The organism is Pseudomonas sp. LBUM1658 (assembly GCF_059716055.1).
The window spans coordinates 2,399,771-2,413,892 of the sequence record NZ_CP166798.1 but is presented as its reverse complement, the minus strand read 5'-3'; the positions used below and the strand labels follow the sequence as shown (position 1 = coordinate 2,413,892).

Below are 14,122 nucleotides of genomic sequence, written 5' to 3'. Positions count from 1 at the left end.
GGCGGCATGACTGACAAGCCGAAAAACCACCCCATAGAGGGAAGTCAACCATGGAAAAAAGCCAATCCGCAAATCGGACCGAAGCGACCTTAGGTTTCGCCGCAAAATTTGTTCTTAAGCTATTCGGCCTCACGCTTTTATTCAGCATAGTCCCGCTGCTATTCGTCAACCTACCGTTTGGCATGTTGCTTTCCAACTTCGGCATGCTCTACATACCCGCCATTCTCTTAACAAATATTCTGGCGGTATTCTTCTCTGGGGCCGTAGCAGCAAAGTTGATTTTTTCGTGGGGTGTGAATGGTTTTGCATTCAACATTACAAAAGAAAGCGTAGAGTAATTCTCTAACAACCCATTCAAATTATTAAGAAAAGGTCACCTTTTTTTCGGTCGAATCGCGGCGAACCCTCCCATGGAGTCAAATTGTGAAAATGATTTCTTCTGCCACAATTGCATTGACCGTGTTATTCGCGCTGGCAAGTTCAGTGTCTGCTGAAACATCCTCTCTTAATGCAGCTCGCACGCTCGTAGCCCAGGCACACATGGGCAGTAATCTCTCTGCCCTTGCACTGTCGGCAGCGCAGAGAACGACCACATACGCGATGATCGCTTCAAAGCTGGGAAGCACAGGTGCAAACAGTGCCGTGGCTGAGCAAATCAGCGCATTGCTTCCGCAGTATCAGCCTGACTGGGACGAGAACCTTGCGCAGGCTTATGGAAAGTCTTTCTCTGAAGAAGAGTTGTCATCCCTCGCATCTGAAGGTCGCGCATCGAAATACATGGGTAAAGTGAAAGCACAGCAATCCACTATTGGAGGAGAGATGCAGTCGAGTTCCGAATCCATCCTGATTGCTCTTATCACCGTAGCGCTAAAGGCGACCCTGGCCAAACACACTCCGTAATAGGCAGCCAACAGGTCCAGGACTTTCACAAAGCAGACTACGCTACTCCAAGCCGTACCCTGCTTTGCCTCGGACAACTCGCTCTTTCGCGCGTAGCGGCTTGCCGGTGCAGGGGGGCGCGACTTACACGCGTACTGCTGGAGACATCGTCATGATCCGCACCCTGTTGAGCGCTTTAATGCTGCTGGCGCTATGCCTCCCTGCACAGGCCGGAGTGACCCCATTCCCCGACTCCTTTCGTATCCAGAACATCCCTATAGAAAGCGTCACGCTCCATGTACGCGTCGGCGGCAAGGGGCCGGCGGTGGTTCTCCTGCATGGCTTCGGCGACACCGGCGACATGTGGGCGCCACTGGCCGCCGAGCTGGCCAGGGATCACACGGTCGTGGTGCCGGACCTTCGCGGCATGGGCTTGTCGTCGATCCCGGACAGCGGCTACGACAAAAAGACCCAGGCGGGCGACATCCGTGGGGTGTTGGCAGCGCTGGGTATCGAACACTCAGTGGTCATCGGTCACGACATCGGCACCATGGTCGCCTACGCTTACGCCGCGCGTTATCCGCAGCTGACCGATCGCCTGGTAGTGATGGATGCGCCCGTGCCAGGCATTACGCCCTGGAACGAAATTGTCCGTTCACCGATGCTTTGGCACTTCGATTTCGGCGGGCCGGATGCTGAACGTTTGGTCGCCGGGCGTGAGCGAATCTACCTGGACCGGTTCTGGAACGAGTTCGCGGGCGACCCCACGAAGGTGGATGAAGAAACCCGTCGGCATTACGCCACTCTCTATGCCCGCCCCGGCAACATGCGCGCAGCCTTTGCCCAGTTCCGCAGCATTCGCCAGGATGAGCTGGACAATAAAGCTTCAATGGCGACGCGGCTGACTATGCCGGTGCTGGCCATCGGTGGTGAAAAATCCTTCGGGGGCAATCAAGCGATCGTGATGCGCAACGCAGCGGACAAGGTCACGGAAGTGGTGGTTCCGGGGGCAGGACATTGGCTGATGGAAGAGGCGCCAACACAGACTATTCGAACGATTCGCGACTTCATCGCGCAATGACGTGTCGAGGTCTCAGAAGGATTTCTTGTGCTGCAATCATCCTCAGTTTCCCGAGACCAGCTTGAGTCCGATAACGCCTGCCAGAATGACAACAATACAGAGAATCCTCAGCGGCGTAGTGGAGTCGCCCAGCACCGCCATTCCCAGAATCGCGGTACCTGCCGCGCCGATACCGGTCCAGACCGCGTAGGCAGTCCCCACGGGCAGCGTACGAAGCGAGAGTGAAAGAAGAAAGACACTCGACAAGCCGGTGGCGGCCGCAAAGAGTCCAGGGGTCAATCGGGTGAAACCTTCAGACCCCTTCATGAAGAAGGCGAATGCGATTTCGAGAATGCCAGCGATGCCAAGTAGTGCCCATGCCATAGGTAATAGATCCGTTCGTTGACTCGCCGAGCGTTACCACCGGGCGAGGTTTGGTGAGAGCGCGAAGCACTCGCTTAAACGTTATTTCAAGCGTTGGCAGCAGCAGTGGGGATCGAGCGGAACGTAACGCCGAATCGGTTAAAGGCGTTCATCAACCCGATCGCATACGTTAGATCAGCGAGTTCTTTATCATTGAACTCGGCGACAGCGGCTGCATAGTCAGCTTCTGGAACGCCGGTTTCGGCGACGCGAGTTACGGTTTCAGCCCAAGCGAGCGCGATGCGTTCACGGGTACTGAATACTTCACCTGCATCACGCCACACGGATACCAGTACGAGCTTGTCGACAGTAACGCCGAGCTTGAGCAGATCGCGCGAGTGCATATCGATGCAATAGGCGCAGCCATTTATTTGCGAAACCCGCAGATACACAAGATCGATCAGTTCGTGTGAAAGGCCGCACTGTTGAAGATTGACGTACACCCCGCCGAAAGCCTTGTAGCCTTCAGGCGAAGCGTTGGCGTAGTCGATACGATTACTCATGATGAATCCTTCTATTTGCTGATTGGAGGACTCTATCGTGCTGCGTCTTGGCCTAGGCGAGAAGGTCCATGTTTAGTCTTTAGTTCCAGGCCATGATTAGTCCTTCCCGGAACAATCATGGACCACTTGTGATTGCCATTCATGGACCTTGGAGGTAGGTCATGAGGTTTGTAGCATGACTGCCTGGCTCGCCCTCAGGCGTGACCAACGGCATTCAGATACAACCTGGAAGTGAGTAGTCAATGAAAATTCTGCATATTAGTTGCAGCCCTCGCGGGCAAGCTTCCGAGAGCAACAGGCTTTCTCAAAGCATTATTGGATATTTGCTGAAGAGCGATCCAACGGCGGTCTTAATAAACAGGACAGTTGTGGGTGACGGCGCTCTGTCGCATGTTGATGAAAACTATGCGACATCCCAACAGTCGTCCGCCGACGTATCCCAAGAGGGCTCTATTTCCCGGTCCGAAGAGCTGATTCAGGAACTGAAAAGTTCAGATGTCCTGGTCATCGGAACACCCATGCATAACTTCACCGTCCCCTCCACGCTGAAGGTCTGGATCGATCACATCGCTCGAGTTCGCCGGACATTCAATGTGAGCGCGCAGGGAAAAACCGGCACGCTACGCGACCGTCCGGTCTTTGTCGCCGTGTCCTCGGGGGGAAGATTTTCCGGGGAGCGTGCACGTCAGCCCGACTTTCTTACCCCGTATCTCAGGGCCGTTCTGGGCATGATCGGGCTGCATGATCTAAATTTCTTCTCCATAGAAGGAACAGCCTTGGGCCCGGATGCGGTGGCTGAGGCCAGGACCCGGGCAGATCAAGCGCTTCAAGCGTATTTTTCTTCGTTTCGCCCTTGATCATGCAAGCACCCGACGATTTCAATGCCGTCATGCTGGATTTCCTGGATAAAAAATAATGGCGCAGTTCCCGCGGCTATGACAAATCACCTCAACAGCTTTTCACCACTTGATCCGACCTCCCGGGAGCCTATCTATCGGCAAATATACTGGCGGTTTCGCGGGGCGATTACCGACGGCGTGCTCACTCCGGGAGAGCGGATTCCGGCGGCCCGGGCACTGGCGAAGGAACTTGGACTGGCGCGAGGGACTATCGATACCGCGTATTCACTGCTGACCGCCGAGGGCTACATCCAGTCTCGCGGCCAGGCAGGCACGGTCGTGGCACCGGGGATCAATGTCAGGGCACCCTCTTGCGCCACGGAGCGAACCTTCAGTTCGGCCGAAGGCACCTCAATCCGGCATAAGGCGCCGGTCCTGCCCTTTCAAATGGCCCTGCCCGCGCTGGACGCCTTTCCAAGAAAAATCTGGTCGCAAATTGGCGCACGCTGCGTTCGCGCCACACGGGTTCCGGACATGGCCAATCCGTCTGTCTATGGGCTGGAATCGTTGCGCACCGCGATTGCCACCTATCTACAGGTCGCACGTGGAATTACCTGCACGCCCTCCCAGGTGTTCGTCACGTCGGGATACCGAAACACCCTGGCGTTGATTGCTTATGCACTCCTCAAACCTGGCGACCGGGTGCTCATTGAAGACCCTGGCTACGCCCCCACCCGACAGTTGCTGGAGCATCTTCAGATAGCGGTTGCGCCCGTTCCGGTCGACCAGGACGGCATGCTTGTCACCCAAGGTGTGAACAGCTCGAAGGGCGTGCGTGCGGCCGTCGTCACACCGGCCCATCAGAGCCCTCTGTGCGTGTCGCTGTCGCTGCCGCGACGCCTGGAGCTACTTGAATGGGCGACCCGGCAGCAAGCATGGATTATCGAAGACGACTACGACGGTGAGTACCGCTACATCAGCCGCCCGCTGCCCGCGCTCAAGAGCCTGGATCGCGATGGCCGGGTGCTCTATGCCGGCACCTTCAGCAAGGTGCTGTTTCCTGGAATCCGCCTCGCGTATCTGGTTGTACCGCAAGCGCAAGTCGAACGATTCGAACACGTCAGCCAGACATTCCTGGGAGGCTGCCCGGAACTCACCCAAGCCATAGTCGCCACTTTCCTGACAGAGGGCCATTTCGCTCGCCATATCCAGCGTATGCGAAAACTCTACGGCGAACGCCGGGAGGCGACCGCGAGGGGGCTCAAGAAAGCCCTGGGCGAGCGCATCCGCATTGATGCTCAACCGGGAGGCATGCACCTGATCCTGCGACTGACGGAACAACAGTCCGATCGTTCGCTGGTCGAGCGCCTGCTGCAAGCGGGTATTTACGCAGAAGCCCTGACAGACTGGAGTATCTGCGGCACGACCGACTCCGCGCTGTTGCTCGGGTTCGCCAACATCGACTCGCAGGAAACCGCCGAACAGCTTGGGAAGCGCATCCTGGAGTTGATGTGAAGGTATCGGCGCTGCTGACCATGATCGCCGCCCGATGATCATGGCCCATTCAAACACCCGATTCTTGGACCTTTTGCGCTAGTCCAACAGACCCCATGATCTCGGCACTCAACACTATCGACCGGAAATAATCCGATGCCCACTCCTGCCCCACTTCGTAGCATTGCTGTGTTCTCTGGCTCCAATTACGGCTTCAACCCCGAATATGTTGAAGGTGCCCAAGCCTTGGGTCGGGAAATCGCCAAGCGCGGCCTGCGACTTGTCTATGGCGGCACCAACAAGGGTTTGATGGGCGTCATGGCAGATACGGTGCTCGCCGAGGGAGGAGAAGTCATCGGCATCATTACTCGCCTCCTGTTCGACCTCGGGCATCTTCATGGCGGACTGACCCAGCATGAAGTGACGCAAGACATGCGCAGCCGAAAGACGCGCATGAGCGAATGGGCGGATGCATTCATTGCATTGCCGGGTGGCCTGGGGGCATTTGAAGAGCTGTTTGAAGTCGCGACCCTGACTCAACTGGGCGAACACCACAAAGGTGTTGCCTGTCTGAACATCGGCGATTTTTTCAATCCGGTTCGCAGCCTTCTCAACCATGCAGTGAAAGAAGGCTTCATGAAAGCCGAACACAGCGAGATGCTGATCTTCAACACTGATCCGTCTGCGCTGATCGATGCGCTTGGACAGTGGCAAGCCCCATCCGTAACGAAATGGATTGGCCCGCCGGGTTCTTGAACCTTGGTTTTGAGCCCTGTCGGGGTCAGCGACAGCAGACGCTGTATCACAGCGTTTAGCGCGCCGCCGGAATCTTCTTCACCGCATCAATCCAGTCAGGATCCAGTCGAGACTGCTCGGTATCGATGGCCAGCGCCTCCATGCGCGCCTTGTGCTGGTCGATCTCGCGCACCATCTGGCTGAGGGAGCTGGAGTTGCCATCCAGCTGGTGCATCTGCGTGATACCCAGATGATAAAAGCGCAGCAGTTTCATCGCCGCCGGATCATCGACCAGCGCGCCGGCAGTGACGTGATGCATGACATTGGTGATGCGCATCAGGCTACGCTTGAGTTGCCAGCCATAGACGGCCGCCGCCATCCACGGCTGCGCCCAGAATCTGACCCGCATCAGCACCACACCCAGCAGCAGCGCAGCAATCACGCCAGCCAGGTTCAACCGGAAATTATCGCCGCCGGGTTCGCCGAACAGCGTCACCGCCAGGGTCGATAGCACCATCGCCAGCAGCACAAAGCCCAGGGCAATGAACAGCGTGCTGCGTCGGGTCTGGCGTCGATAGGTTTCAGGATTCCACTGTTTGATCTCGAACATCACGCCTGCTGGACCCCTTTGTCGAGTTGATAATACGATTGCCGGGCATTATCCCCTGTAGGGAGGCACATAGACACGCTTAATGATTTGGCATAGTTTTCAAAGACCTTACCCTGGGTGCTGAAGTGCTCAGTCAAGGTTTTTTTGCCATGACACATGGCTTGCCAACGCCAAAGCCTGGAGCGTTACCGTAGGATGATCTGCGCAGAGCGAAGTAGCAGGCGCCATCAGGATCAGCTATAGAATGAGGGACAATGTGCGAATTGGGGAAAGTTCATATGCAACCCGCCAATCGAACGGCACCCTCCGGGTAACAGTGACCACCGGAACTCACCACGTTTTTGGTTTTCCCATCCTGTCGTCGAAAAAAATATCTCGCTACGCGCGATCGCGTTTGCTGCCCACTATCTTCATGTCACTGAGCTGCACTGGCTCAGTGGCATTGTTCACAGGGAATCTAGAATGCCCCAAAGACAAGTAATCAATGCATCGGTAAGCCCTAAAGGCAGCCTGGAAACGCTGTCCCAACGTGAAGTCCAACAACTGAGCGAAGCCGGCTCAGGCAGTATCTACAAGCTGTTTCGCCAGTGCGCCCTGGCCATCCTCAACACTGGCACCCACATCGACAACGCCAAGACTATTCTCGAGGCCTATGAGGACTTCGAGGTTCGCATCCACCAGCAGGATCGTGGAGTCCGCCTGGAACTGCTCAACGCGCCGGCGGATGCCTTCGTCGACGGCGAGATGATCGCCAGCACCCGGGAAATGCTGTTCAGCGCCCTGCGCGACATCGTCTATACCGAGAACGAACTGGACAGCCCGCGCATTGACCTGAGCAGCTCCCAGGGCATCACCGACTACGTCTTCCACCTGCTGCGCAACGCCCGCACCCTGCGTCCCGGTGTCGAGCCGAAAATGGTGGTGTGCTGGGGTGGGCACTCGATCAACACCGAGGAGTACAAGTACACCAAGAAGGTCGGTCACGAACTCGGCCTGCGCCGCCTGGATGTCTGCACCGGTTGTGGGCCTGGCGTGATGAAGGGGCCGATGAAAGGCGCCACCATCGCTCACGCCAAGCAGCGCATGACCGGCGGCCGTTACCTGGGTTTGACCGAACCGGGCATCATCGCCGCCGAGGCGCCGAATCCGATCGTCAACGAACTTGTCATCCTTCCGGATATAGAGAAGCGTCTTGAGGCATTCGTAAGAGTGGGTCACGGCATCATCATTTTCCCCGGTGGCGCCGGCACCGCCGAGGAGTTTCTTTACCTGCTCGGGATCCTGATGCATCCGGACAACCGCGATCTGCCCTTTCCCGTGATCCTGACGGGGCCAAAGAACGCGGCACCCTATCTCGAACAATTGCACGCTTTCGTAGGCGCAACCCTGGGGGAAGAAGCACAGAGTCACTACCAGGTCATCATCGACGATCCGGCTGAAGTAGCCCGGCAAATGACCGAAGGGCTCAAGGCAGTCAAACAGTTCCGCCGAGAGCGCAACGACGCCTTCCATTTCAACTGGCTGTTGAAGATCGAGGAAGGCTTCCAGCGCCCGTTCGACCCGACCCACGCCAACATGGCCAACCTTGCGCTCAAACGCGACCTGCCGCCTCACGAACTGGCCGCCAACCTGCGGCGGGCCTTTTCCGGGATCGTTGCCGGCAATGTGAAAGACAAAGGCATTCGTCTTATCGAGCAGCATGGCCCCTACAAGATCCATGGCGATGCGGCCGTCCTGCAGCCTCTGGACCACTTGCTGCAGGCCTTCGTGCGACAGCACCGGATGAAGCTGCCGGGTGGCGCGGCGTATGTGCCTTGCTATCGGGTGGTTACCTGAGAAACGTCAACTTCAAGATCAACCCCTCGCCCTAGCCCTCTCCCCAAGGGGGCATGGATATCTACACCTCTTTCAAGGGCTGCCGAATACTGTGGCGAGGGAGCATGCTCCCGTGCCACAAGTTCGGTGCGTACTGCGACGAGATGTGTAAATACCTCTGCCCCCTGGGGAGAAAACACATCCCGTGAATCTGACCTTTCCTCGACCAACCAGCCAGACATCCGGCACTACGCAGACAAGCCCCCGCTACTACACTGAAATTGCCCTGCACAAGAAGTGCTCAGGAGCTTATCGCCGTTCGCAATGGACCTGTGAGGGTTTGCATTCACAGTGACATCGGACAGGACGACGCTATGGCGTCCCACTGGTCCCGGACCGGCATCGGCTTCGGGAACTCGCGCAGCAGACGGTTTCCCGGCATTGCGTCTGCGCTGTCGCCCTGATCATCTATCCAGCCACCGCCGAGCAGGTTGTCAGTTGATCAAACAACTCCAGTGGACTGTGGCGCTCTGCAGGAGGACAGGCAAATGGACGAGGCCAAACTTAATGATTTCATGGGCAAACTAGTATCCGATATGGGCGGAGCGGCGATGCTCGCCAACATGATTCTCGGCGAAGAACTCGGACTGTACCGGGCCATGGCCGACAGCCAACCCATCACCCCCGAAACGCTCGCCGACCGGACCGGTTGCAACGCACGGCTGCTCCGTGAGTGGCTCAGCGCCCATGCGGCTTCGGGTTACATGGAGCACAAAGACGGGCAGTTCCGGCTGCCCGAGGAGCAAGCCCTGGCATTGGCGATCGAGGATTCTCCAGTCTATGTAGCGGGCGGCGCCTCGGTGGTCGCGGCGTTGTTCCATGACAAGGACAAACTGGTCACCGCCATGCGCGGCAATGGCGCCCTTTCCTGGGGTGATCACCATCCGTGCATGTTCAACGGTACGGAACGCTTCTTCCGGCCTGGCTATCGGGCGCACCTGATTGCCGAGTGGTTGCCGGCCCTGGACGGAGTGGTCGAGAAGCTCAAGGCCGGAGCCAAGGTGGCAGACATCGGCTGCGGACACGGCGCATCGACAGTGATCATGGCCCAGGCTTTCCCGGCATCACGTTTCGTTGGCATCGACTTCCACGCACCCTCCATCAGCACCGCCAAGCAACGCGCGCAAGAAGGTGGCGTGGCGGATCGCACCAGTTTCATTCAGGGCACCGCCAAGGACTACCCTGACAACGATTACGATCTGATCTGCTATTTCGATTGCCTGCACGACATGGGCGACCCGGTCGGCGCCGCCCGGCATGCGTCGAGAGCACTCAAACCGGACGGTTCGGTGCTGCTGGTGGAACCTTTCGCCAACGATACCCTCGATGAAAACATGACCCCGGTGGGGCGTTTGTTCTACGCCGCGTCGACCTTCATCTGCACGCCGAACTCGCTGTCCCAGGAAGTCGGCCTTGGATTGGGTGCGCAAGCCGGAGAGGCGCGCTTGCGCGAGGTATTCACCGAGGCCGGGTTCAAGCATTTCCGCCGGGCCACGGAAACCCCGTTCAACCTGATCCTCGAGGCGCGCAAGTAACCTATAGTTCCACATCTTTGGCATGGCGCCGATGCCGGGCAGCGCCATGCCAGGATGCCCCTACCGGGCCAGGCTCAAAAGGGTATGGTCAATTTCATCCAGTAGGCATCGCCTTCGGCACGATTTCGCACTGCGGTTTCCTGTTCCCATTTCGCCGTCAGGAACCAGCCTTTGTCGCTGGTGTACTTCACCGATGGACCAATGGCAAACGCGCGTCCCTTATTGTCTTCGATCCGTTCGCCGTTCTGTCGGTCATCGGTGGTCTGGCGATAGGCGTAGCCTCCCACGCCGACCACCCAACCGTTACCCAGGCCCCAGCCCAGCGCATAGTCCACGTGCAATTCCTGGCCGGAACGGTAATCGGTGGCGGGGTTTTCCAGATTGAAGTCGTACATGATTTTTGCGTCGATATTCAAACCCGCGGGGTCGATGTACGACAGCGCGAAGACCGGTTCGATGCCCCAGTAGTTGCGACCGATATTGGCCAGGTCATGGCGATCGTAATCGCCGCTGGGTGCCAGAAAATCGAGGGCGACGATGGTGTGCAATTTTTCACTCAGGTGATACCCCAGCGCCGGCCCGAAGATGATATCGCCCAAGCCCTGCTTGCTTTGCGACTGATCATTGACCTCGACCTTGAGGTCGACCAGCGGGACGATGGCATGGAAGGCCAGGCTGCCGCCCAACACCTGCTGTTCGGTCACCCAGATCAACCGGGGGGCGATCGAGTTGGCCCGGACCCGGAAATCCACCGGCAATTTTTTTCCGTCATTGCCACGCAGTGAATCCGCTTCGTAGTGGCCGATATAAAATTGCGCATAGAACCCTGGCGGTGGCATCGCTCCGGACAGGTAGTTTTCCGCGCCCATCGGGTAGGTCGAACCGCCGCCTTCGGTAGCCTGGGCGTTGCCCGCAAGCCCCGCCGAAAGACTCAGACCGGCACAGTACAGAAGCCTGCGGGCATTGATCGCTGATTCTTGCTTCATCGTTGATGACCTTTATTGTTTTTATGATCGGACAAGGCGTTGCCGCCCGGGTGGTAAGAAGGGCAACGCCAAAGCAGTAAACTCAGATACGTTTGAAGAGTGCCGAACGGGTGTGCTGCGTAGCGCCATCTGCTGCGCTGTAAAAGCGCTCCATGAAAATGTCGCGTTCGAACAGACGCCCTTGCATCAAGCAGCTGATCGCCGCATCGATCATCGGTGGCGGGCCGCACAGGTAGGCTTTGTTGGAACTGAAGCGACCGTCGAAGTGCGCCTTTGCCGCTTCGTGCACGTAGCCGTTGAAGCCGCCCCAGTCGAGATCACCCTCAGCCTGACTGAGGGCCGGAACATAGATGAAGTTCGGGTGACGCTGCGCCAAGTCCTCGAACAGCTCGTGGTTATAGAGCTCGGCCCGATTACGCGCCCCCTGAAACAGCACGATGCGTCTTGTGTCCTTGGCTTCGAGCAGATCGAGGATCATTGACTGCGGACTGGACAGGCCCGAACCACCGGCGATGAAAATCAGATCGCCGGGCTGAGAGGTGCGCACGAAGAACTGCCCATAGGGACCGGACACCTCGACCGCATCACCGACTTTCAAATATTTATGGATATTCCCGGTGGCCTTGCCGCCGTCCACCAGCCGCACATGCAGCTCGACTTCATCGGCACGGCTCGGCGGATTGGCCAGGGAGAACGCCCGAGTGCCCTCGATGCCCGGCAGTTGCAGGTTGATGTACTGCCCGGACTGGAACGCCATCGGCCGATCCAGTTTCAGGTGCAGGCCCTTGATGGTCGGCGACAGATCGACCAGTGCCGTCACCAGCGCACGATAATCCTCGACCGGGTGACCGGCGAAATCCGGGTCGACGTCGATGTCGGCCTCGATCACCATGTCGCTTTGCGGTATCGCGCAACAGGCGAGGATCTTGCCCTCGTCACGTTCCATGTCCATCAGCGCGAAGGACGAAGCGGCGCCAAGGTCCGCATCGCCTTCCAGAACCTGGACCTTGCAGGTGGCGCAGGTGCCATGACCGCAGGCGAACGGCAGCCAGACACCCTGGCGCAGGGCGGCCTGTAGAATGGTCTGGCCCTCCTCCACCTCTATCTGCTCGCCCGTGGGTTCGATGGTGACTTGATAGCTCATGATCGTTTCCTCAGTTGAACGTGCCGGCGATGCCGTTCAAGCCCGGGGTCGCCAGATGCAACAGGCTCTTATGGCCGATACCGTTTTCAATCAGGCTGGCCGCGCCATTCGGGGGTAAAGGCCTGATCGTCCAGGCGCCACAGGGCTTGGCCAAAGTCCACCAGGGGCGCATCCGGATGCTGGGAAATCGACGGTTTGACCACCTGTTCGATGAAGTCTGCAAAGCTCATCTCAGGCGGCAGCGGGAAGGTGAATGGCGCGCAGAACATCAGGTGTTTTTCCCAGCACAGGTACACCAGTTGCAGGCCGTGGAAATTTTCCTGGCGATCCAGGGCGTGGGCCTCATAGGGGCCGATGGCAGTCACGGGCATGATCTTGTCCTTTCTTGTTATGACGCATTGTTCGTGTGGTGCTGGCGCACGCCTGAGCGCACGCCAGGATCTGGACGGCTCGATTCAACCGGTCTTGAGCAAATCGGGGTCGGTCGGTGTCGCCGGCGTGCTGTGCTTGTCGTTCGGATGCCAGTCCTGCCAGCGGCGATGTTCTGCCGAGCCCAGGTACTCGAAGTTGTCTTCGCCGGGATTGATGTTGTAGTAGTCGCGGACCACCGACTCGACATCGCCACCACCGCAGTTACCCTGCAGAATCTGATGCACCGGCAGCCAGGCCTGGATGTACTTCCCAGGCTCGAATTTGAAAATGTCGCAGCAGCCATCGGAGCAGAAGTGATAACGATCGCCGGCGTGCTCAACGCTGCGGTGACTGAGGGTGGTCGGGTCATCCGGTTCGCTGAAACCCAGCGGGATCTGGCAGATCTGGCAGAGCATCGGCAGAGTCGGGTTGTAGAACCGCTCGCCCTTCTCTTGCAACGCACGCCAGTGTTCGAAGCGTGGGCGATAGATCTCGTCGAAGGTGTCCGGGTATTTTTCCGAAAGCCAGTCCAGTTCTTCGTCGGTGGGCATCCAGGTATGGAAGTTGGTCGCCTGGCTGTACTGGTAGAAAATCGACCAGGCCTGATGGGTGATGTGTTCTTTGCCGATGTTCGCCTCTTCGACGTATTTCGGCGGACGGATGCCGTAGCGCTCCAGATCCTTGAACAGCGCACCACCGGCCTCTTCGAAATACACGCCCCAGGCTTCGGACCAGGACATGACTTTGTTCGGCAGCATGTAATCCATCATCATCCCGACCAGGGTCAGCAGGCGGTAGCCGCGCCAGAACCACTTGTCGATCCAGCGCTGGATGATCGGCACGTTGTCTTCGTGCTGCTCGAGGAGGAACTTGATCACCTCCAGGCCCAGGGTCATGTGCCGTGCTTCGTCCGATTGCGCGGAGAAACCAAAGGTCACCGTGGCCATGTCGCCATTGAACGCCGCGCCGGACATGAACGGTACGAACAACAGGTTGGTCAGCACATATTCGAAGGAGAACGAAATCGCCGTGAGAAACTCGAACGGACCGGCGGTGCGCGCGTCTTCGAAGAACGATTTCGGCACCGAGAGAAACCACACCCGGTCATGCATGTGAGCGAAATCATGCAGGCCGTTGAAGTGCTTGTTGTAGTGACTCATCGCGTGAATCTGGGTCTGCACATGACGCAATTCGTCGATGGCCTGCATCTGGCAAGCGACCCGTGCACCGGCGCCGCTGAACTGTCGGCCGACCCGGGCGAACCCTTGGTACGCCTGATATTCCAGCGGCGTGACGCCGGACAGAAACAGCTTCAGGGCGTTGACATATCGCGCGTCGGACAAGGTGGTGTGGCCGTTGTTCTGCGAGAACGCGTCGAAGATCGCGTAGAGCTTCTTCTCTTTTTCGGCCTGGTACTTCCAGTAGGTGTCCATGGTCAGGCGGAAGGGGTCTTCCCACTTGTCCCAATCGGTAATCTTGATCCCCTCGAAACGCTCGTGAGGAAAAATGTCTTCGTGGCTCTGGTAGCTCGGCTCCCAGTCCAGATCACGGGTCATGCAACGATATTTCTCTTTGGCATTCAGGCGTTTTTTCGCGGCCATGATGAGTCTCCCGGCTCTTGTATTTGT

14 protein-coding genes and 1 pseudogene are annotated in these 14,122 nt (G+C 58.0%); 8 read left to right on the top strand and 7 right to left on the bottom strand.

Going from position 1 to position 14,122, the window contains the following annotated elements:
- The first annotated feature begins 50 nt into the window (after window positions 1-50).
- The 3 genes from ACA064_RS11055 to ACA064_RS11045 all read left to right on the top strand — a co-directional run bounded on the left by ACA064_RS11055 (window position 51) and on the right by ACA064_RS11045 (window position 1,960).
- Entirely contained in the window at window positions 51-338 is a 288-nt protein-coding gene (locus ACA064_RS11055; RefSeq protein ID WP_497673383.1) for a hypothetical protein, read from the top strand.
- 91 nt (window positions 339-429) lie between these two features.
- Window positions 430-900 (top strand): hypothetical protein, encoded by a 471-nt coding sequence (locus ACA064_RS11050; protein ID WP_497674219.1) that lies wholly within the window; start codon window positions 430-432, stop codon window positions 898-900.
- 151 nt (window positions 901-1,051) lie between these two features.
- Window positions 1,052-1,960 (top strand): alpha/beta fold hydrolase, encoded by a 909-nt coding sequence (locus tag ACA064_RS11045; RefSeq protein WP_497673382.1) that lies wholly within the window; start codon window positions 1,052-1,054, stop codon window positions 1,958-1,960.
- 42 nt (window positions 1,961-2,002) lie between these two features.
- On the opposite strand, the gene ACA064_RS11040 is transcribed toward ACA064_RS11045, so the two are convergent.
- Window positions 2,003-2,323, bottom strand: a complete 321-nt coding sequence (locus ACA064_RS11040) for a DMT family transporter (protein WP_497673381.1) — start codon at window positions 2,321-2,323, stop codon at window positions 2,003-2,005.
- A gap of 86 nt (window positions 2,324-2,409) precedes the next feature.
- Window positions 2,410-2,865, bottom strand: coding sequence for a carboxymuconolactone decarboxylase family protein (locus ACA064_RS11035; protein ID WP_497673380.1), 456 nt, complete (start codon window positions 2,863-2,865; stop codon window positions 2,410-2,412).
- A 242-nt stretch (window positions 2,866-3,107) separates the two neighbouring features.
- On the opposite strand from ACA064_RS11035, the gene ACA064_RS11030 reads away from it, so the two are divergent.
- The 3 genes from ACA064_RS11030 (at window position 3,108) to ACA064_RS11020 (ending at window position 5,954) form a co-directional block, all read left to right on the top strand.
- A complete protein-coding gene (locus ACA064_RS11030) occupies window positions 3,108-3,722 on the top strand; it encodes an FMN-dependent NADH-azoreductase (RefSeq protein WP_497673379.1) in 615 nt (204 codons plus the stop codon).
- Window positions 3,723-3,800: 78 nt separating this feature from the next.
- Window positions 3,801-5,219 carry a MocR-like pyridoxine biosynthesis transcription factor PdxR gene (pdxR, locus tag ACA064_RS11025; protein WP_497673378.1) on the top strand — a complete coding sequence of 473 codons (1,419 nt, stop codon included), beginning with the start codon at window positions 3,801-3,803 and terminating at the stop codon, window positions 5,217-5,219.
- A gap of 135 nt (window positions 5,220-5,354) precedes the next feature.
- A complete protein-coding gene (locus ACA064_RS11020) occupies window positions 5,355-5,954 on the top strand; it encodes an LOG family protein (protein WP_497673377.1) in 600 nt (199 codons plus the stop codon).
- 55 nt (window positions 5,955-6,009) lie between these two features.
- Here ACA064_RS11020 and ACA064_RS11015 read toward each other — a convergent pair whose 3' ends face one another.
- Window positions 6,010-6,543, bottom strand: coding sequence for a DUF3087 domain-containing protein (locus ACA064_RS11015; protein WP_497673376.1), 534 nt, complete (start codon window positions 6,541-6,543; stop codon window positions 6,010-6,012).
- 462 nt (window positions 6,544-7,005) lie between these two features.
- Between ACA064_RS11015 and ppnN the strand changes: the two genes are divergently transcribed.
- Together ppnN and ACA064_RS11005 are read left to right on the top strand one after the other, a co-directional pair.
- The gene (ppnN, locus tag ACA064_RS11010) at window positions 7,006-8,379 is read left to right on the top strand and encodes a nucleotide 5'-monophosphate nucleosidase PpnN (protein WP_497673375.1); all 1,374 of its coding nucleotides are present in this window, start codon (window positions 7,006-7,008) and stop codon (window positions 8,377-8,379) included.
- Window positions 8,380-8,906: 527 nt separating this feature from the next.
- Window positions 8,907-9,953, top strand: coding sequence for a class I SAM-dependent methyltransferase (locus ACA064_RS11005; protein ID WP_497673374.1), 1,047 nt, complete (start codon window positions 8,907-8,909; stop codon window positions 9,951-9,953).
- Between the two features lie 74 nt (window positions 9,954-10,027).
- Here the strand turns inward: ACA064_RS11005 and ACA064_RS11000 are convergent, their stop codons facing one another.
- The 4 genes and pseudogenes from ACA064_RS11000 to ACA064_RS10985 form a co-directional block, all read right to left on the bottom strand.
- On the bottom strand, window positions 10,028-10,939 hold the full coding sequence (locus ACA064_RS11000; RefSeq protein WP_497673373.1) for a SphA family protein: 912 nt from the start codon (window positions 10,937-10,939) through the stop codon (window positions 10,028-10,030).
- A gap of 82 nt (window positions 10,940-11,021) precedes the next feature.
- Entirely contained in the window at window positions 11,022-12,083 is a 1,062-nt protein-coding gene (locus ACA064_RS10995; RefSeq protein ID WP_497673372.1) for an NADH:ubiquinone reductase (Na(+)-transporting) subunit F, read from the bottom strand.
- Window positions 12,084-12,093: 10 nt separating this feature from the next.
- Window positions 12,094-12,454, bottom strand: a pseudogene (locus tag ACA064_RS10990) (phenol hydroxylase subunit P4).
- Between the two features lie 84 nt (window positions 12,455-12,538).
- Window positions 12,539-14,095: an aromatic/alkene/methane monooxygenase hydroxylase/oxygenase subunit alpha gene (locus ACA064_RS10985; RefSeq protein ID WP_497673371.1), complete on the bottom strand. Its 1,557-nt coding sequence runs from the start codon at window positions 14,093-14,095 to the stop codon at window positions 12,539-12,541.
- Between the last annotated feature and the right edge of the window lie 27 nt (window positions 14,096-14,122).

Excerpts from the sequence above, each read along its gene's own strand:
- ACA064_RS11055 (WP_497673383.1), top strand. The coding sequence starts at position 51 with ATGGAAAAAAGCCAATCCGCAAATCGGACCGAAGCGACCTTAGGTTTC.
- ACA064_RS11050 (WP_497674219.1), top strand. The coding sequence starts at position 430 with ATGATTTCTTCTGCCACAATTGCATTGACCGTGTTATTCGCGCTGGCA.
- ACA064_RS11045 (WP_497673382.1), top strand. The coding sequence starts at position 1,052 with ATGATCCGCACCCTGTTGAGCGCTTTAATGCTGCTGGCGCTATGCCTC.
- ACA064_RS11040 (WP_497673381.1), bottom strand. The coding sequence starts at position 2,323 with ATGGCATGGGCACTACTTGGCATCGCTGGCATTCTCGAAATCGCATTC.
- ACA064_RS11035 (WP_497673380.1), bottom strand. The coding sequence starts at position 2,865 with ATGAGTAATCGTATCGACTACGCCAACGCTTCGCCTGAAGGCTACAAG.
- ACA064_RS11030 (WP_497673379.1), top strand. The coding sequence starts at position 3,108 with ATGAAAATTCTGCATATTAGTTGCAGCCCTCGCGGGCAAGCTTCCGAG.
- pdxR (WP_497673378.1), top strand. The coding sequence starts at position 3,801 with ATGACAAATCACCTCAACAGCTTTTCACCACTTGATCCGACCTCCCGG.
- ACA064_RS11020 (WP_497673377.1), top strand. The coding sequence starts at position 5,355 with ATGCCCACTCCTGCCCCACTTCGTAGCATTGCTGTGTTCTCTGGCTCC.
- ACA064_RS11015 (WP_497673376.1), bottom strand. The coding sequence starts at position 6,543 with ATGTTCGAGATCAAACAGTGGAATCCTGAAACCTATCGACGCCAGACC.
- ppnN (WP_497673375.1), top strand. The coding sequence starts at position 7,006 with ATGCCCCAAAGACAAGTAATCAATGCATCGGTAAGCCCTAAAGGCAGC.
- ACA064_RS11005 (WP_497673374.1), top strand. The coding sequence starts at position 8,907 with ATGGACGAGGCCAAACTTAATGATTTCATGGGCAAACTAGTATCCGAT.
- ACA064_RS11000 (WP_497673373.1), bottom strand. The coding sequence starts at position 10,939 with ATGAAGCAAGAATCAGCGATCAATGCCCGCAGGCTTCTGTACTGTGCC.
- ACA064_RS10995 (WP_497673372.1), bottom strand. The coding sequence starts at position 12,083 with ATGAGCTATCAAGTCACCATCGAACCCACGGGCGAGCAGATAGAGGTG.
- ACA064_RS10985 (WP_497673371.1), bottom strand. The coding sequence starts at position 14,095 with ATGGCCGCGAAAAAACGCCTGAATGCCAAAGAGAAATATCGTTGCATG.